Here is an 18830-nt window from a genome sequence, read left to right as displayed (position 1 = left end):
TCTAAAGGCAAACTTATCAAGGACTGGCAAAAGATTACATAACTTTACTTTTTTTCGAATCATGGCTCTTTAAATCGTTAACTGAATCACCATCTATATTGTATGGGTCAATTGATGATTCATTTTCGATTTCAAAGGAGAACTGAATGGCCAATGTTGGTTTATATCGCTCAAACCGCTCTAACATGATTGCTGGTGTGATGGGAGGTATTGCTGAACGTTTTGGTTGGAACGCTAATTTACTGCGTATTATCTTTATATTTGTTTCGTGTTTAAGTGCTGCTTTCCCAGGTATTTTGGTGTATTTGGTACTTTGGTTAGTGATGCCTAAATCACAAGACAATCTATACTCGACCAATCGCTATTCAGACTCTATGCGTACTGTGAATGATGACAGACGTTAATATCCCTTGACCTCAGTTTGGTCGCTACGGTCTCTTCCCCAAGTTTCCGTAGCTTTTTTTTGTCCAAAATTTAGCTTTAAAATACTTAAATTCAGTGAATCTACGGCTAATGATTATATTGCTGTAGTGCGTTCAATTGTTGAGACAAGGCGGCAATCATATCGGCGCGACTAATCATACCCACCAATTTTTTCTGCTCGACCACAGGAATATAGTTAAATGAACGCTCAACAAAATAAGGCACCAAATCTTGAATGGGTTGATCCGGCTGAACGGTAACCACTTTAGGATTCATAATTTGATAAACATGATTTTCCCAACTTGCTTTTGGATCTGCCGCACGTTTAAACCATTCCACTACATCGTATAAAGCTAAATTGCCTACCAATCGATCTAAATCACTAACCACAGGCAAACTCATTAAATTCACTTGTTTAAATTTATCTAGTGCAGATTGAATATCATCTTCTGCACGTAAATAAATCACCTGCTGGCTCATAATATCTCGACAACTAAATTGGCTCGTACCACGACGGCTGGCTAACTGCTGTGCCTCTAAAATGATTTTTTGTAGATCATATTCACTAATATCTAAAAGCTGACTTTGCTGCTCTAACACTTGCTGAATATCTGCCGGTTGAATCGAGACTTTTTGAGTTGGTGTTGGATCTGCCGTGCGTGTATTCACTTGTGTTTTTTGTGGATATTGTTTGCCCAATAATCGGTTATAAATAATTGCAACCACCATCAACAATACTGAATTTAAAAGCACTGGATAGAATAAGAAGGCATAACCTAAATCATGAACAGCCTCACCACCCAAAACGGCTGTAATCGCCACTGCCCCACTTGGTGGATGCAAAGAATCTGTGGTCATCATTAAAACAATGGCTAAAGCAACCGCAATACTAAAAGCTTCGGTCAAATTGGGTATAAACATGGCGCAGGTCACGCCAATCAAAGCCGCAAGCGTATTGCCAACAACCATATTCCATGGCTGTGCTAATGGACTAGCAGGTACAGCAAAGAGCAACACAGATGAAGCACCCATCGGGGCGATATACCATACATTTAAGTCACCTAGCGCTAACCAACTAATAAAAGAAGATAAACCTAAACCCAATAAAGCCCCCACCCCACAAAGTATGCGGTCTTTGAGTGGAAGAACTTTAAAATTCGGTTTTAGCGTGTTGAGCCAAGCTGATTTTGCGTGAAACACGAGATACCTTGTTTGTTATTTTGCGAGATGTTGCAATTATAAAGGCATGCAAACAATAAGATGTATTCAACTTACATCTTTATCTTATAAATTTTACTTTTGATCCTTTTCAATTTGAATACGCCGCTTACTTGCGTAGTTTTATCACAAGAAATGAGCCTAAAAGGCTCATCATGTTTTTACTGATACTTAAAATAAAAAATCTATCAGCACTCACATCTGTACCTGCTAAAGTAAAAGAACATTTAGGCGGTCAGCTTATTCATCTTTATCAATCAAATCTTCACTTCCATAAATAATTTTCTGAGCTGTTTCATCATACACAATAGGAAACCACTCATAATAAGCCGAAGGGATTCGTTCAACTCGAATACGTCCAATCACATAATTATGCCCACCCAATAAATCAACTGTGAATCGAGCTGGACGAGCGATAATTAGCTGTGAATTATGATCAATGACGAGCTCAGTTTTCCCCTGTTCTACAGCGGTGGTAAACCGACCGTGGATAGGTGAGTCAAAGGCCATTCCTCGTGTGACTTTTCGAGTCCCCTGCTGACCATTGACCTCAAGCAAAAGACCTTCGCTCATTTGATACTTTGAACTAACCACTAACTGCTGCTTAATCACCTTCTTACATTCCACGTTGCAAGAATTAGTAATGGTCGCAATTTTTGAAGCGTGAAGTGATGAATCTGAATACAAAGCTACAGGCGTCGTACTACAGGCAGATAGCACCATACTTATCACAATAAAAGACTTCTTAAACATTGTTATCGCTCATCATTAAATTTATTCATCCACTTTATGCCACAAGTAACTACGTTTTTATTATGTACAATTGGAAAATATAAAATTCTGCACATCATTAAAACATCAAAGCTTGGTTCAAGAGCGATTAACCCTTTGCCACACACCCCCAAAATCCTTATAATTGAGCACAATTTTTATCTAATTTTAAGTGGATGACCATGAGTCGCGCCATATCGCATATTGATACCTTCCAAGGCTTAATTCTTGCCTTACAAAACTACTGGGCTGAACAAGGCTGCGTCATTCTTCAACCTTACGATATGGAAATGGGTGCAGGTACATTCCACACTGCAACTTTCCTACGTGCTTTAGGCCCTGAAACTTGGAACGCGGCTTATGTTCAGCCTTCTCGTCGTCCTAAAGATGGTCGTTATGGTGAGAACCCGAATCGTCTACAACACTACTACCAATTCCAAGTCGTGTTGAAGCCAAACCCAGACAACATCCAACAGTTGTACTTAGATTCTCTAAAAGCGATTGGTATTGATACCCTTGTTCACGACATTCGCTTCGTAGAAGACAACTGGGAATCTCCAACACTGGGTGCTTGGGGCCTTGGTTGGGAAGTTTGGTTAAATGGTATGGAAGTGACTCAGTTCACTTACTTCCAACAAGTCGGTGGTGTTGAATGCTACCCAGTCACAGGTGAAATCACTTACGGTCTTGAACGTCTTGCGATGTACTTGCAAGGTGTAGACTCAGTGTACGATTTGGTTTGGACCAAAGGTCAATTCGGTACAGTAACTTACGGTGACGTATTCCACCAAAACGAAGTTGAACAATCCACTTACAACTTTGAATATGCCAACGTTGAAAAAATGTTTGAGCTATTTGACTTCTATGAAGCTGAAGCAACTCGCTTGATGGAAGCTGAACTTCCACTTCCTGCATACGAACAAGTGATTAAAGCATCTCATAGCTTTAACTTACTTGATGCACGTGGCGCAATTTCAGTAACTGAACGTCAACGTTACATTTTACGTGTACGTACATTGGCTCGTGCTATTGCCCAAAGCTATGTCGCTGCGCGTGCGAAGCTTGGCTTCCCAATGGCAGAACCTGCTTTACGTGACGAAGTCCTTGCTCAACTTAAAGCTCAAGTTGAAGCTGAAGCAAAAGTAGAATCTAAGGAGAGCAAATAATGTCTAAACATACAGTATTGTTCGAATTAGGCTGCGAAGAACTTCCACCAAAAAGTTTAAAAAAATTACGTGATGCGCTACATGCAGAAACGGTAAAAGGTTTAAAAGACGCAGGTCTTGCATTTGATGCGATTGAAGCTTATGCAGCACCACGTCGCCTTGCATTGAAAATTGTCAATGTTGATGCTGCACAAGCAGACACACAAAAACGTTTTGATGGCCCTGCTAAACAAGCAGCATTTGATGCTGAAGGTAAACCAACTAAAGCTTTAGAAGGCTTTATGCGTGGTCAAGGCATCACGGTTGATCAAGTATCGACTTTCCAAGCGGGTAAAGTTGAAAAAGTTTGCTACTTAAAAGATGTAAAAGGTCAAAGCCTTGATGTGCTTTTACCGCAAATTTTACAACACGCTTTAGATAACCTACCTATCGCAAAACGCATGCGTTCTGCGGCAAGCCGTACTGAGTTTGTACGTCCTGTAAAATGGGTTGTGTTGTTGAAAGACAACGATGTCATTGATGCAACCATTCAAGATCACCAAGCGGGTAACGTGACTTATGGTCACCGTTTCCATGCGCCTGAAGCGATTACATTGGCATATGCTGATGCTTACTTAGATGCACTTCGTGCAGCGAAAGTGATTGCAAACTTTGAAGAGCGTCAAGCGATCATCGACCAACAAGTAAAAGCGTTGGCTGATGAAGTAAATGCGATTGCGATTGTACCTAGCGACCTTCGTGACGAAGTGACTGCTTTAGTTGAATGGCCTGTTGCGCTTCGTGCAAGCTTCGAAGAACGTTTCCTTGCTGTGCCGCAAGAAGCGTTGATTACAACGATGCAGGACAACCAAAAGTACTTCTGCTTAGTAAATGCCGACAATAAGCTTCAACCATACTTCATTACCGTTTCAAATATTGAGTCGAAAGACCCGTGTCAAATTATTGAAGGTAACGAAAAAGTGGTTCGTCCACGTTTATCAGATGCTGAATTCTTCTTCTTACAAGATCAAAAGCAACCGCTTGCATCTCGTAAAGAAAAATTGGCAAACATGGTATTCCAAGCAGAACTTGGCACGCTATGGAACAAGTCTGAACGTATTGCAAAATTGGCTGTGGCTTTGTCTGCTATCACAGGTGCAAACCCAGCAGATGCTGAAAAAGCAGCGCTACTTGCTAAATGCGACTTAACTTCTGAGTTAGTGGGTGAGTTCCCAGAGCTTCAAGGTATTGCAGGTACTTACTATGCACGTATTGAAGGTGAAAATGATGAAGTTGCTGAGTCTTTAGGTGAGCAATACTTGCCTAAGTTCGCGGGTGATGTGTTACCAAAAACCAAGACAGGTACAACGCTTGCTCTTGCAGACCGTTTAGATACGCTCACAGGTATTTTTGGTATTGGTCAGGCGCCTACAGGTTCTAAAGACCCGTTTGCACTACGTCGTTCTGCGATTGGTATTTTACGTCTTGTGACTGAAAATGATTTAGACGTTTCGATTGAAGATCTAATCAAACTTGCACTTGCTGCTTATGGCGATGTGATTAAAGATCACGACAAGACTTTAAACGATGCAGTTGCATTCCTTGAAGGTCGTTACCGTGCGAAATATGAAGACCAAGGCGTAGCAGTTGATGTGATTCAAGCAGTTCAAGCGTTGTCTCCAAAATCGCCACTTGATTTTGACAAACGTGTAAATGCGGTAAATCATTTCCGTGACTTACCTGAAGCTGCTGCACTTGCCGCTGCCAACAAACGTGTTGCCAATATTCTTGCAAAAGAAGCTGCGCCAGAAGGTCAAGTGATTGAAGCAAACTTGGTTGAAGATGCTGAAAAAGCATTGTTCGCTGAACTTGCAAAAGTTACGCCTGTGGTTGAGCCGTTGTTTGCTGCCAAAGATTACACGGCTGCCCTTTCAGCTTTAGCTGCACTTCGTGCGCCAGTCGATGCGTTCTTTGACGGGGTAATGGTCATGGCTGATGATGCTGACCTGAAAGCAAACCGTTTACGTATGCTTGCACAGCTTCGTAACTTGTTTACCAAAGTGGCTGATATTTCGGTATTACAGCACTAAGTCAGACATTTGAAATAAAAGTAAAACCCTGCTAGAAATAGTGGGGTTTTTTTATTTTTCTCAATAATATGAAATTATCACAAGCACAAAAAGCATTAGAATTTTTAAAATCTAATCCTAACCAAAAATTTACAGCTAGATTTATTGCTGATAAATTAATTGCTACATATCCTCAAGACTATATTGAGAAAAGAAATAATATTAAATTTCAAAACAATGAAAGTGCTTTTAAACAACAAGTTATTCGAGAGTTATATAGTATTTTCCCAGACTTAATTCAAAATAATCCTTGTGTAAAATATCAAGAAAAACCAAGTCCACGCCAATATTGGTATGAACCAACTTCAAATCTTTCACCAGTAAAAGGAATTGACTTCCATAATTCATTAATTATTAATGCAGAAGACAATAATCCCCCATCGATTCAAGAAAAAATATTTTCAGAATATGACTTATATCCTGTATTGATAGAATACCTATCCCAAGAACTCAATTTGCTTACATTAAGAATTGATGAAAAAAGATCATCAAATACTAGAGGACAAAATGGTAATCAATGACTACATCCAGATATTGTGGCAATGCAAGCATTAGATAATAAATGGAATGATCTAGTTAAAACTTGTGTAAAGCATAGTTCTGGACAAAATGTTCGACTTTGGTCATTCGAGGTAAAAAAAGAACTAAATAACTCAAATATTAGAAGTAGTTTTTTCCAAGCAGTAAGTAATTCTAGTTGGGCAAATGAAGGATATTTAGTTGCGACCTCAATTTCTACCAATGAAGTTGAAGAAGAACTTCGTATGCTCTCAGCCCTCCATGGTATTGGTGTAATAATTTTAATTCCTGAAAATCCTACTGAAAGCGAAATTTTGCTTCCTGCTCGCCGGAGACCAGAAGTGGATTGGCAATCAATAAATCGAATTTTAAATGAAAATTCCGACTTTAAAAATTTTATTGAATTAGTCTCAATTTATTATCAAACTGGTCGTATTCGTACGCAGGATTGGAATCGTTAATCATTGAGCTATAGCCAATTTTCACCCAATTCCCTATACTCAATCTAACAACACTCAACAAGAATGAAACTTATGAAATTGAAAGCATTCCTTTTGACTGGTCTTGCGGGTCTAACACTTTCTGCATGTACATCTGCACCAACAATTCCACAACTTGAAACAGGTGTATTACAAGAAGTTCAAAACATTGATGTCTATCCAGATACCATGGATAACAAAGCAAAACTCACTAAATTTGTGGATAAATGCGTAATCGAATTTACAGGCAATTTAGAAGAAGCAAAATCGGTTGAACAATGGTCATTTAAAGGTTTAACGCTGATTTCTGGCGGTACAGCAACCTTCGCTAAAGATGGCACAAGCTCAGCACACAATTTTGATTTAAATGCAGCCGATGTACAGAAAAACTTCCTTGCATTGCGTGGTCATTTTGCCAAAGATGCACTTGCTCAATGTAACTAAACCACTTACAAACCATGTCTAATTGCTTAGGCATGGTTTAATCATGGCAACGTTTAACCCTGCAATTGTGCAAAAATAAGTACCCATCCAATATATAACTCGTAAATAAACCCGCTGATTTGACACCAATAAAAAACATAAGTCCGCTTCAAATTTCAAAAACTTACAACTCTGTGGCATCGTTACGATTATTCACAGGACTTTGAAAATCGTATCTGAGCTGTTATCACATTGTGTGACTTGCCGCACAAAAGCACCTTTTGAAAAAAATACCTCTTAGTATGGCTGCTGTTCCATCTCCCCGAACGCTGAGTGCAACAGCAGAGTTCAATAAAAGAGGATTATTTAAAAGATGAAACCTTTATTTAAAACAACGCTGATAACTGCAGCCCTATTTGCAACCACACCACTATTTGCTAATACGACAGCATCAGTGGATGCTAAAGTAGATGCTCAACAACCGAGTGTTCTACAAAATTTAAAACAAGACATTAATCAATCTGCACATAAAGCAGGTGATAAAATTGAAAAAGGTGTCGATAAGACCAAAACATTCACTCAAGAAAAATGGCAAGACACCAAAGAATTTAGTGCAGACAAAAAGCAAGATGCCAAAGACAAATGGGCTGAACTAAAACAGTCTAAAGATGAAAAAGCCGAAGCATCTAAAGCTAAAATTGATGCCAAAAATGAACAAAACAAAGCCAAGCTAGATGAACGTAAAGCACAGCTTGATGAAAAGGCAGCAAAAGACAAAGCAAAAATGGATGAGCGTAAAGCCAAAGTTGACAATAAAGTAGATCAAACCAAAAGTTATTTAGGTGAAAAAGCGGATCAAAGTCGTCAATTTGCAAGTGAGAAATGGCAGCAAACCAAGGATAATTTCCAAAAAGGTCAACAAGCCAATGTCAGTGGTGGCAGCAATGTTCAGCTGAATACGCCTGTCGCTCAAGCAGAAGTTCATAGTTCACATGAAGCCTCTATTGGTGCGCATAAATAAGCATCTTTAGGCTTTCAAAATACTCTCCCTCCAGAGAGGAGGCTCACTTTCGCGTGAGCCTTTTTTTATGCTGAAATGCTCCATACACCGTTCTTGTTTAAAGCTGTATTGATTTTGCTACCTTGGCTTTTTTCTATTCCGTTTTTTTCTATAATACGTTAAAACCATTCATCAGTTAGAAAATCTATAAAATTCAGAGGTGAAGCCATAATGGATTTATTGAAAACGACTTTATGCCTTAGCCTAGCGCTGGCTGCACCCAGTTTATGGGCTCAGTTAGATGCAAATACACAACAAGGTACGCAAAGCGACACTAAAAAATTGGTCACACCTTATGGTGAGAACCCAAACCTATTACATGTATGGGCTTATAAAGCACAAGAAGGTGTGGTTGGCGCAGCTAAAAACATTGGTGAAATGACTGAACGTGGCATTTCAAAAATCAAGCCGTCGGTTGACCAAGCATGGGACAACACCAAAACAGCGACCAATAATACAGTGCAGCAAGTTGATCAAGGCGCACAGCACGTCACTCAAAACGTAAATGAAAAACTTAAAGATACACGTGAAGCCATTACTGGCAAAAGCAGTCAGCCTGCACCTATTACGCAGCAATCTTTAAGTGAGTCATCTTCTGGCAGTCAAATCAATACCACGCCAAGCAACAATGCGGGACAAAATAGTAATCAATATCCACAAAGTAGCTATCCATCAAGTTCGACGTCTACGACGTATCCAGTGACTGATTTATAATTTAACAGTACATTTAAAAGCTCAACTTTGGTTGGGCTTTTTTAAAACCAAAATTGAATGCTTTTGGTCTTTGGCCTATGCCTATAAAAACAATGAATTAATGAGAAAAAAAATGCGAATTTTATTTGGTATCTTGCTTGGTATTCTGCTCTGCGTTGGCTCTGTGATTGGCTTACAACGTTTTCCACAATTGTTGAAAAGTTATCCACAGTTGCAGACTATTTTTCCCCAATTGTACGATTCATACCAATATAACCATGATGCCGAAGGTAAATTATTACAAGCCTTAGAGATGCTAGATGACGAAGAATACAAATCGACTGAAGGCAATGAAGCGACGCTGTATCAACTTGATGGTCAATGCAAAATTAATCTTTTTCTTTTTGGAGAATCCAATCAATCCCTAACAAGTTATTATTTTCACAATGATCAGATTTTACGTGCCTATGAGACAAATTTGATCTACCCAAATGGTGGCTTTAATCCTGTACCCAATACCAAAGAGCCTTTTAAACTCGAAAAAAGTTATTTACGAATCATGATGCCAAACAATACTCAGACTCAACTCGAGTTTAGACAATTGCTAAAGCATTTCAATGCTAAATTTTTGAAAAATTGCTAGAAGCTTCCTTTACATATTCTCTAAGATCTACCTAGCGAATAGGTGAATTTCATCAACTCAAATTTAGCTATTAAATTAAGCATTAAGGAGCAGGTTTGAGATATCGCCTACGTACAAACGATGCTGTACAGATTTGAATAAGCATCAACAGGCAAAATGGATAGTCAACCCAGACTGATAAATGATCAATATGAGCAACCAATCCAAAGACAGAAAAATAGACCTGTCCCACAATAATAGGTACTACAACAAGCCATAGTCCCCAATACCAATAGCGATTTAAAAAATCAATAAGTGCTAAGACGAAATGCGCAATAAAAAATACCGAAACCAGCACAACTTGTAAGGTCGGCATAAATTTATGAACTTCAAAATCGGGGTTCTGGAATAAATAATTTTCACTGATATTTAGTACATAACTGTACCATGCCCAAGAGATGCATGCGGTAAAGAGAATCAGCATGCAAAATAATCTTAAACTTTTTTTATTGGCAAGATCGACCTGCATAGACATCCCTATTTATATAGAGCTTTGTTCAAAAATAAGGTTCCTTAAACTCATTTTAATTCACCTGCCGAATGACCATCCCCGCTTTAAAGGCCTCTACATTTTCCACCAATTGCTGCACAATGCGTTGTCGTGCATCGACGCTGCCCCATGCACTATGTGGAGTAATAATTAAATTTGGAATACTTGGGTCAAGTAAAAGATTGCCCTGCTTGGGTGGCTCAACCGTCAAGACATCGGTTGCTGCACCAGCAATCTCCCCAGCTTTTAAAGCATCTGCCAAAGCGGCCTCATTCACGACGCCACCCCGCGCACAGTTAATTAGAAAGGCTGAGGACTTCATTTTTTCAAGTTCTTCACGGCCAATTAAATCACGCGTTTCATCGCTTAATGGGCAGTGTAAAGACAGAAAATCAACCTGTGGTAACAGCTCAGCAAAAGGAACACTTTTCTCACGTGCAGGACGGTTTGGTAAAGCCGCAATTTTAACTTGCATACCGAAAGCCTCAGCGAGCTTTGCAACGGCCTGTCCTAACTCACCATAACCGACTATGCCTAAGGTTTTGCCCGAAAGCTCCATAATTGGGTAATCCATCAAGCAAAACTGCGTGGATTTATTCCATTCACCCGTACGTACTGCACGGTCATATTTCAGTAAAGATGTTGCCAGATTTAGCATCAGCATGATGGTATGTTGTGCTACTGCGGCAGTTCCATATCCCTGACAATTACACACCACAATGCCTTGCTCACGTGCAAATTCAAGATCCACATTATTGGTGCCTGTTGCAGAGATCAAAATAACTTTAAGCTGTGGATTGTGCTGCATGTGCTCGGCATTGATCTGTACTTTATTGGTGATAATCACCTCAGCATCAGCAATACGTTCTGCGACTTCAATCGGTGAAGTTGCAGGATAAACAGTCCATTGATCAAACTGTGCTGCTAGGGTACGAAAATCCAAATCATTTTTATCTAATGATTGATAATCTAGAAATACTGCTTTCATGCCCGCTCCTTGTTTGCTGCACTTTTCTCGTTTTAGATCTGTCATTATTAAACCCTGCTCATGCCATTATTTCAATGACTCGCAGTCTGTACAGATATTAAAAAACCCGCTATTTCGCGGGTTTATCAAGATGATGTCGGAGTGAATTTCTTATTTTCAGCACCACATAAATGGTTAAAATGGCTAAGACCATCATGCCACTGCTAAAGATTAAAATGGTTGAACTAAAACCCTGTGCATACACTGGATTTGTCACCAGTGACGCAATGAACAATACAGCAAGCATCTGTGCAGATTGCATACTGATACCCCTCATATTCCTTATGATGAATGGGATGGTATGAGTAATTTTTATACCACCTGTCATTCATCATAATCCCTTATAAAAAATAAGCAATAGGGGCTTTTTGATCAAAAGTTTAAATTTGACTGTCTTCCAGCTCAGTCACAAACTGGCATTGTGATCCAGATTGTTCAGTAAATACAGCTTGCCCATATTCATCACTGCTGAGTAACAATTGTTTATAGTTCACCGTGTAGTAGCCTGCATATTTCTGCATGAGCACAGGATGCATCCCTGAAGGCAAATCCTCCTGTGCAGAAATTAACTTCATGACCTGACGATCATTCATGACCACCATGTAGCGTTCATCTTGTAAATAAACATAAACCAAACCCGTACCTTTGGCTTGCAGTGGAATCAAAAATTTATGATTCAGCTCGATCACACCTGCGGCATAACATTCTATTTTTTGACTAATGACATTAAATACCAGGCCATGCGCATATTGATCCAACAGTAAGCTACGGCTTTCCTGTGGCATAAAAGTGTTAATCCCGAGTTTATTTAAATCCTGCTCACTTACCTGTTTATTATTAAATAAGGCACGCAACAAAGTCTGCTTTTGTTTAGCATCAAAAAACTGCGGATCGAGCTGAAAATGGTTATTTTTTAGAATTTGACCTAAGGCAATACGATGGCGCGAAAGTAAATTTTCAATCACTTTACGATAATAAAATTTACTATTCTTTTTCACTTTACGCATTTTTTGATAAAAATACTGCGCATCAAAAGGGTGACGTAAAAAGTCATTCAGTAGCTCGGAACTGGCAAGTACAGCAATTGCATCATGTCCGGTAAATGGTAAATGCAGCACATGTACATGCGGAATCAGTGCCTGCAATTTTTCAAAATGTGCACGATCTTCTGGGCAGTAAGGGTCATAGACCACAATATATTCACGCTCAGTCGAAACATCGTCGGCTTGAATCCGCATATTGGCATTTAAGCTCGGCTGAAAGAACATGCCATAGCGTGTATCAACAATATCTTCAGGGTCAATCGAATACTGCGGCACCATACTGACCACACGCTGAAAATCAAATAATTTCGCGTATTTAATGGCCGCATAGCCGCCCATCGAGCCACCATAAGCAATACGAACTGTAAACTGCTCAAGGATGTGCTGAATTTCGGCAAACATGTTCTGCATAGACGCTGCTGGAAACCATGACTTTTGCTTTGGCATGACACCAATGACATTAAAATCATACTTTTGTAATGACTTTTCAGCATTGATACTTAGCCCTTTAGCACGGGTAATCAAATCACCAAATGAAAAGATCAGTTCACTGGAACTTCCAGGTTGAAAGATCACCCGAATTTGTTCATCTTCAAATATGATCTGCTTCTCTACGAGGGTTTGCTCAGTTCCTTGTTGCGTCACGCGGTTCCTTCCTGTCAGTTTCAAAGTTGTCATGCTGCGAATATGCTATTTTATAGAGGCCATACAGATAAAAAAGTGCAGAATATGACACAATCACTACATCCTGCCGCACAACAGGGCTTCAGTTCAGCAGCTGAACTGTATCAACAGGCTCGCCCTGACTATCCAGCGGCTATAACGCCATGGCTTCAACAACATTTAAATCTGTCTGAGCATGCGCGTTTACTCGACTTAGGCGCAGGGACTGGAAAATTCCTGAATTATATCCAACCACTCAGCCAACACATCACCGCCGTCGAACCTGTGGCTGAAATGTTAGCTGAATTGCAAAAAAAACATCCACATATCGAAACCCTCGCTGCACGCAGCGATAATATTCCCCTCAATAATCAGAGCATCCACGCAGTTTTTTGTGCCCAATCTTTTCATTGGTTTGCTAACCGCGAAACCTTACATGAAATTGCGCGTGTACTAAAGCCAGAAGGCTATTTAGTACTAATCTGGAATCAACGAGATATCAGCGTTGATTGGGTCAATGCGTTGGCACATATTGTCAATGCACTTGAAGGAGATACACCACGTTATCATAGTGGTGAATGGCGAAAAGCCTTTGAACAACAGACGACTTTTCAATTGAGCGCTGAAACCACATTTAAACAACCGCATCAAGGTACAGTCGAACAAGTAGTTTCAAATCGTTTACTTTCGACCAGTTTTATTGCTGCCCTCCCAAGCGCAGAGCAACAACGCTTAAAGCAACAATTTGAACAAATCGTTGAACAATACACGGGAAAAACTGCCCATGATGATATTGTTTTCCCTTATATCACTCATGTCTATGTCTTTAAAAAAATAAGTTAATCCTCAAGGAAATCATACTATGTCGAATCTGCCGTTAAAAAAACTCGCACTGATCATGTTATTGAGTAGTACATTCGGATTAACTGCTTGTCAAAAATCTTCAGAAAATGAACAGCAAAATGCTGACATTTCTGCGGATGATCAAATTATGCAAGAGCTCAACGCAGACCCAGTGAAAGTCTTTGCCAAAACGCCAGATGATAAATATGACATTCAGGCACTGACGGATTTTGATACCCGTTTTACTGCCGTGAGCGATGACATGGAAGATGAGTTAATGCGTATGAAAGATGAAGGCTCATTAACAGCAGAGTTTGCTTTACAGCGTAAACAGGACAACATCCAATCTGCGCTCACCATGCTTAAAGCACTTGATTTAAAAACCGAGCAAGGCCGCTATATTCAGGGTTTGATGTACCAATATTGGGATAATCAAGCGAATCTGCTCAAGCAACAGCCCACAGATAAAGCCTCTGAAGGCGTTCCACAAAGCGAAAGCATCAAAGGCTTAGGTCAGTTCATTCATGCTCAGGAACAATTAGGGCATTGGCAGGAACAATATCCCGAGCTTAAACATCCTGCGCAAGCTCAATAAATTCAAATTATCAAAATGACTTAAATAAAAAGGGTTCCACATGAACCCTTTTTATTTAGAAATACAGCGCAAGCTCAATAAATTCAAATTATCAAAATGACTTAAATAAAAAGGGTTCCACATGAACCCTTTTTATTTAGAAATACAGCGCAAGGACATTAAGGACGCTCTGCATATTGCGGTAAATCATCATGAATGCAGTCCCATTCTGCTTTTGAGCTAACGAATATATGGCAGACTGGTACTTGCTGTATGGGTGTATCCAGTGTTCCTATCCGTAAGCGATAGTAATCTGGTGTATCGGCTTTAATACTGATAATAGGTGAACCACATTCCCCACAAAAGCAGCGCTGAGTGGTCGCTGTGGATTGAAATTTTTTCAGTACATCTTCGCCCGACACAATTTTGAAATCTGCTTTGGCTATTGGAGCATTGGTTGCATAGGCTGTTCCATTGGCTTTACGACAACGTGAACAGTGACATTCTACAATTTCACCAATGGGCCCATTGATTTCATAACAGACCGCACCACATAAACAGCTGCCCGTATATTGTTGTTCTATGCGCATTATTTTGATGTCATTTGCTTAAGGGAAGCATCAACATAGCACACTGCTCCGACGCATTTGTGACAATTTATGGATGCCTTAGGCAAAACAATTAAACCCAATCCAGTTGAACAATCCTAAACTGAATGAGCTAAATACTGATGTACACCTTGCCCTGCGGCACGACCCGTTGCAAAGCATGCCGTAAGTAAATATCCACCTGTGGGCGCATCCCAATCCAACATTTCCCCACAGAGAAATACATGCGGATTGGTCTTTAATTGTAATTGCGTACTTAAAGCATCACGTTTCACACCGCCAGCACAACTAATCGCTTCTTCAATTGGTCGAAATCCTGTTAGCGTAAGCGTTAAATGCTTAATCTTTTGCGCCAAAGCCATTGGATCATTCCATAGATTTTTCGGCACCAACTCGCGAACGACAGCAGATTTAGCAGCATCTAAACCGGCTTTACGCCAAACATTACTCAACGACTGTTTTTTAGAAGGCTGTAATTTTTTTGCCAGTTGCTCAATGCTTTGGTCAGGCAGCAAATCCAGTGACAACTGCATCGGCAGCGCATCTCGGAAGCGTTGACGTAGCGCTCGACCTTGCTTATAGATTAAACCACTTTCCAAACCATAATGTGAAATCACTATATCACCTTGGGTCGCGGCAGCGTCTCCAACCCAAGCATGAACGCGCTTTAATGGCTGCCCAAAAACAGGCTGCATAAATGCAGACCATGGATATTCCACACCGGCATTGCTCGCTTGGAATGGCTCAATCTCATCCTTACTTAACCATTTTTGCCACGCACCATCACTACCTAATTGCGACCATGACACGGCGCCACAAGCCATCACAATCGCATCAAATTTTTCAGTCTGTACTGCATGATCTTCAAGTAAATTTTGAATACGTAGTTGATTATTCTGCAAGTCTAAAATTTTATGACGATAATGAAATTTAATACCCTGTGCGGCCAAGCGCTTCAACCATGCTCGCAGTAAAGGGGCTGCTTTCATCTCAATCGGAAATACGCGACCCGATGAACCAATGTAGGTTTCAATCCCCAGACTTTTCATCCAACTTTGAATCCACAACGCATCCCATTGTTTCACCCATGGACTGAGCCAATCGACTTGATCATAACGCTGCACAAATTGTTCTATAGGTTCGGCATGGGAAATATTTAACCCCGTTTTACCTGCCATGAGAAATTTACGCGCCGCTGAAGGCTTTTGCTCATAAACATGTATCTCATAGTCATTCTGACTTAAGACTTCAGCCGCCATCAAGCCTGCCGGACCTGCACCAATAATTGCAATACGCTGAGTCATGCCCAATTATTCCGCCTGTTCTTTGACAGGATTTTGTCCCTGTAAAGGCTGAAAATCATCAAAACGTGTTACATAGTCAGCCGGTTTGGTAATGATTAACTGCTGACACAACTCACCACGTTCCAAATACTTAATTTCAAAATGCGTGCGTGCTGAAGTGGCTGCAATTTTTTCCTTAACGAATGGCAATTTCCATACATCAATCAATTGCTGCTGTGCTTCTTCAATATATTCAGGAATATTACTCGCCAAGGTAATTTGACCACCTGGCTGCAAGCGTGACAACAAAAACTCAAAGAACGGCATATTTAACCAACGCTGTGCAGGGTTATGCGGCTCGGGATTTGGGTACAGAATAAAAAACTGTTGCACTTGCGCAGGATGCAAGGCATGCACCACCCAAGGAATCGCATCTGCATGTACAGGGCTAAGATTTTGCTGCCCTTCAATTTGATGCTGTTTTTGCATCGCCACAAATTTTTCACGGGTGCGCTCTACTGCTATTAACTGAAACTCAGGATGTTGTGCAGTGAACAATAAAGCGTGCTTTCCTTTGCCTGCACCGATTTCCACACAAATTGGAGTTGGCTGAATGGATTGAAAACCACGGGGAGCATGCATACGCTGCGCTTGAAATTGACGAATAGGCATAAACAGATCAAACTAAACAGAACCGCATAAGTCTAACAACTGCGACTGTTTTTGCCTAATTGAATCATCCATTTTCGCTGGAGTTGCCCCATGCCAACCACCATGAACTGCCCTCGCTGTGGCAAACTCACCACATGGGAAGACAATGAATACCGCCCATTCTGCTCAGATCGCTGCAAATTGATTGATCTTGGTGCTTGGGCCAATGACGAATATCGCCTGCCAACCCAAGATGCGCCTCAAGCTGATGGTGGCCGTGAGGAAGATCAGTTCTAAATACGTTTAGCTCAGATTTAAATATAAAAAAAGTTCCAATAAAAAAAGGTCTAACCACGTAGACCTTTTTTTATTTTACCGAATCAAGTTAAAACGTATTGATTAACCGGCTTTTCCTGCAACAAAAGGATTGTGCTGCTTTTCAAAGCCAATGGTACTCATTGGCCCATGTCCAGAAATAAACTGAGTATCGTCTGGTAAACTAAAGCATTCGCGTTGAATCGAGTCTAATAGCTGCTGATGATTGCCACGCGGAAAGTCAGTACGACCAATAGAGCCTTTAAACAACACATCACCCGTCCATAACACACCATATTTAGCGTTATAGAACATGACGTGGCCTGGGGTATGCCCTGGTGCAAAACGCACTTCAAACTCTTCTTCGCCCAACTTCAGTGTTTCGCCACCTTCTAACCACTGGGTCACATTGACATTTTCAGGAATCGGAAAGCCATATTTTGCTGATACGTCTTGAATCATGTCGAGCCAAAAAGCATCCTCTTTGTGTGGGCCAATCACAGGGACATTCCACGCTTCGGTTAATGCACCCACTGCACCTGCATGATCTAAATGCCCATGCGTCAGCCACAATGCTTTTACCGTTAAGCCCAAAGCCTCAACTTCCGCTTTCAGCTTTTCAGCTTCCCCACCCGCATCAATTAAAATGGCTTCTTTGGTTTCGGAATCCCAAACAATGGAACAGTTTTGTTGAAATGCCGTGACGGGAACGATTTTAACTTGCAACATAGGGCGACAACCTCAAGGCGTTAATGGGCTAATGTTTGCTTTAAGGCATCAAGATTAGCTTGAAGTAACAAATTGAGCAATCCAACATGATCCTCACGTGAGTTCAATGCAGGGATATAACCATAATGGCCACCACCCGCATTTTGGAAAATTTCTGCATTTTGCAATGCGAGTTCTTCTAAGGTCTCTAAACAATCTGCTGAAAATGCGGGGCTCATCACTTGAACCGATTGGACACCTTGTTGCCCCCATGCTTCTAAGGTGGCATCGGTATAAGGCTTCACCCACTCTTGCTTACCAAAACGCGATTGGAAACTAATCTCATACTGTTCAGCAGTTAAACCCAAGGCTTTTGCAACCAAATGACCCGTCACACGGCAACGGTCTGCATAGGGATCGCCTTTATCGGCATAAGGCTGTGGAATACCATGGAATGACATCAACAATTTATCTGGTACACCATGTTCAGCTTGATAATCACGCACACTTTGCGCCAAGGCATGTATAAACACAGGATGCTGGTAATAATCACGAATAATGCTCAGACCCGGCAAATTACGCTGCTGTGGAATCCATTTAGCAATGGCATCGTATAAAGGTGCCGTAGATGTTGCTGAATACTGTGGAAACAACGGAAATAATAGAATATGGTCTTGAGGCTGCTCAGCCAATTGCGCTAAAGCGGCAGAAATCCCTGGATTACCATAAGTCATGGCCGGAATCACATTCAGTTCAAATTCTGGATATTTTGCTGTGAGATGCTGTTTTACTGCGGCAACTTGCTCAAATAAAATTTCACGCATGGGCGAATCATTACCCCAAACCATGTCATAAGCATGTGCAACACGTTTAGGGCGAAATGGCAAAATAAACAAACGTAGAATGATTTGCCAAATCGGTTTCGGGATTTCAATCACCCGCTGATCCGACAAAAACTGTTGCAGAAAACGACGCACTGCGGGCACAGTTGGCGTATCAGGCGTACCTAGATTCGCCAGAATAATGGTGACTTTAGCTTTTTCGGCAGGCAACATTACGCTTATTCCATCAATTTGAATGACG

Annotated in this window: 23 protein-coding genes; 12 read left to right on the top strand and 11 right to left on the bottom strand. The window is 40.7% G+C overall.

The features are described from left to right. The first annotated feature begins 146 nt into the window (after positions 1-146). On the top strand, positions 147-404 hold the full coding sequence (locus tag FTV09_RS00885; RefSeq protein ID WP_067763974.1) for a PspC domain-containing protein: 258 nt from the start codon (positions 147-149) through the stop codon (positions 402-404). A 106-nt stretch (positions 405-510) separates the two neighbouring features. On the opposite strand, the gene FTV09_RS00880 is transcribed toward FTV09_RS00885, so the two are convergent. Both FTV09_RS00880 and FTV09_RS00875 read right to left on the bottom strand, forming a co-directional pair. Further along, entirely contained in the window at positions 511-1623 is a 1113-nt protein-coding gene (locus FTV09_RS00880; protein WP_180056288.1) for an HPP family protein, read from the bottom strand. A gap of 258 nt (positions 1624-1881) precedes the next feature. Beyond that, a complete protein-coding gene (locus FTV09_RS00875; protein WP_180056287.1) occupies positions 1882-2394 on the bottom strand; it encodes a hypothetical protein in 513 nt (170 codons plus the stop codon). A gap of 200 nt (positions 2395-2594) precedes the next feature. Between FTV09_RS00875 and glyQ the strand changes: the two genes are divergently transcribed. From glyQ to FTV09_RS00840, 8 genes are all read left to right on the top strand, one after another. Further along, positions 2595-3578 (top strand): glycine--tRNA ligase subunit alpha, encoded by a 984-nt coding sequence (gene glyQ / locus FTV09_RS00870; RefSeq protein ID WP_067666981.1) that lies wholly within the window; start codon positions 2595-2597, stop codon positions 3576-3578. Then, entirely contained in the window at positions 3578-5647 is a 2070-nt protein-coding gene (gene glyS / locus FTV09_RS00865) for a glycine--tRNA ligase subunit beta (RefSeq protein WP_180056286.1), read from the top strand. The genes glyQ and glyS overlap by 1 nt, the downstream gene beginning before the upstream one ends. Before the next feature lie 68 nt (positions 5648-5715). Next, positions 5716-6207: a hypothetical protein gene (locus tag FTV09_RS17975; RefSeq protein WP_257222751.1), complete on the top strand. Its 492-nt coding sequence runs from the start codon at positions 5716-5718 to the stop codon at positions 6205-6207. A gap of 21 nt (positions 6208-6228) precedes the next feature. Further along, on the top strand, positions 6229-6666 hold the full coding sequence (locus tag FTV09_RS17970) for a hypothetical protein (RefSeq protein WP_005102960.1): 438 nt from the start codon (positions 6229-6231) through the stop codon (positions 6664-6666). Positions 6667-6738: 72 nt separating this feature from the next. After that, a complete protein-coding gene (locus FTV09_RS00855) occupies positions 6739-7128 on the top strand; it encodes a hypothetical protein (RefSeq protein ID WP_180056285.1) in 390 nt (129 codons plus the stop codon). Between the two features lie 352 nt (positions 7129-7480). Further along, positions 7481-8128: a hypothetical protein gene (locus FTV09_RS00850; protein WP_180056284.1), complete on the top strand. Its 648-nt coding sequence runs from the start codon at positions 7481-7483 to the stop codon at positions 8126-8128. Between the two features lie 210 nt (positions 8129-8338). Further along, positions 8339-8881, top strand: a complete 543-nt coding sequence (locus FTV09_RS00845; RefSeq protein ID WP_180056283.1) for a hypothetical protein — start codon at positions 8339-8341, stop codon at positions 8879-8881. 112 nt (positions 8882-8993) lie between these two features. Further along, the gene (locus FTV09_RS00840; protein ID WP_180056282.1) at positions 8994-9503 is read left to right on the top strand and encodes a hypothetical protein; all 510 of its coding nucleotides are present in this window, start codon (positions 8994-8996) and stop codon (positions 9501-9503) included. A gap of 82 nt (positions 9504-9585) precedes the next feature. Here FTV09_RS00840 and FTV09_RS00835 read toward each other — a convergent pair whose 3' ends face one another. The 4 genes from FTV09_RS00835 to FTV09_RS00820 all read right to left on the bottom strand — a co-directional run bounded on the left by FTV09_RS00835 (position 9586) and on the right by FTV09_RS00820 (position 12747). Continuing rightward, positions 9586-9966 carry a hypothetical protein gene (locus FTV09_RS00835; protein WP_180056281.1) on the bottom strand — a complete coding sequence of 127 codons (381 nt, stop codon included), beginning with the start codon at positions 9964-9966 and terminating at the stop codon, positions 9586-9588. A gap of 100 nt (positions 9967-10066) precedes the next feature. Then, positions 10067-11020 carry a 2-hydroxyacid dehydrogenase gene (locus FTV09_RS00830; RefSeq protein WP_180056280.1) on the bottom strand — a complete coding sequence of 318 codons (954 nt, stop codon included), beginning with the start codon at positions 11018-11020 and terminating at the stop codon, positions 10067-10069. Between the two features lie 109 nt (positions 11021-11129). Further along, the gene (locus tag FTV09_RS00825) at positions 11130-11321 is read right to left on the bottom strand and encodes a hypothetical protein (RefSeq protein WP_245668218.1); all 192 of its coding nucleotides are present in this window, start codon (positions 11319-11321) and stop codon (positions 11130-11132) included. 118 nt (positions 11322-11439) lie between these two features. Then, the gene (locus tag FTV09_RS00820; protein WP_180056279.1) at positions 11440-12747 is read right to left on the bottom strand and encodes a hypothetical protein; all 1308 of its coding nucleotides are present in this window, start codon (positions 12745-12747) and stop codon (positions 11440-11442) included. A gap of 84 nt (positions 12748-12831) precedes the next feature. On the opposite strand from FTV09_RS00820, the gene FTV09_RS00815 reads away from it, so the two are divergent. Next, on the top strand, positions 12832-13608 hold the full coding sequence (locus tag FTV09_RS00815) for a class I SAM-dependent methyltransferase (protein ID WP_180056278.1): 777 nt from the start codon (positions 12832-12834) through the stop codon (positions 13606-13608). A 19-nt stretch (positions 13609-13627) separates the two neighbouring features. Then, positions 13628-14203: a hypothetical protein gene (locus FTV09_RS00810; RefSeq protein ID WP_180056277.1), complete on the top strand. Its 576-nt coding sequence runs from the start codon at positions 13628-13630 to the stop codon at positions 14201-14203. 158 nt (positions 14204-14361) lie between these two features. On the opposite strand, the gene FTV09_RS00805 is transcribed toward FTV09_RS00810, so the two are convergent. From FTV09_RS00805 to FTV09_RS00795, 3 genes are all read right to left on the bottom strand, one after another. Continuing rightward, positions 14362-14772 (bottom strand): GFA family protein, encoded by a 411-nt coding sequence (locus FTV09_RS00805; protein WP_180056276.1) that lies wholly within the window; start codon positions 14770-14772, stop codon positions 14362-14364. Between the two features lie 116 nt (positions 14773-14888). After that, the gene (locus tag FTV09_RS00800) at positions 14889-16094 is read right to left on the bottom strand and encodes a TIGR03862 family flavoprotein (RefSeq protein WP_180056275.1); all 1206 of its coding nucleotides are present in this window, start codon (positions 16092-16094) and stop codon (positions 14889-14891) included. 6 nt (positions 16095-16100) lie between these two features. Further along, positions 16101-16751, bottom strand: coding sequence for an SAM-dependent methyltransferase (locus tag FTV09_RS00795; RefSeq protein WP_180056297.1), 651 nt, complete (start codon positions 16749-16751; stop codon positions 16101-16103). An 84-nt stretch (positions 16752-16835) separates the two neighbouring features. Between FTV09_RS00795 and FTV09_RS00790 the strand changes: the two genes are divergently transcribed. Then, complete coding sequence (locus tag FTV09_RS00790) at positions 16836-17021, top strand: DNA gyrase inhibitor YacG (protein ID WP_067764029.1); 186 nt, start codon at positions 16836-16838, stop codon at positions 17019-17021. Between the two features lie 102 nt (positions 17022-17123). On the opposite strand, the gene FTV09_RS00785 is transcribed toward FTV09_RS00790, so the two are convergent. Then, a complete protein-coding gene (locus FTV09_RS00785) occupies positions 17124-17768 on the bottom strand; it encodes an MBL fold metallo-hydrolase (protein ID WP_180056274.1) in 645 nt (214 codons plus the stop codon). Between the two features lie 20 nt (positions 17769-17788). After that, positions 17789-18802 (bottom strand): ferrochelatase, encoded by a 1014-nt coding sequence (gene hemH / locus FTV09_RS00780; RefSeq protein ID WP_180056273.1) that lies wholly within the window; start codon positions 18800-18802, stop codon positions 17789-17791. Positions 18803-18830: the final 28 nt, after the last annotated feature.

The organism is Acinetobacter sp. YH12227, assembly GCF_013417785.1.
In the GTDB taxonomy this organism is placed as follows: Bacteria; Pseudomonadota; Gammaproteobacteria; order Pseudomonadales; family Moraxellaceae; genus Acinetobacter; species Acinetobacter gandensis.
Note: the sequence above shows the minus strand (reverse complement) of the source record. Positions and strands in the feature narration are given on the sequence as shown.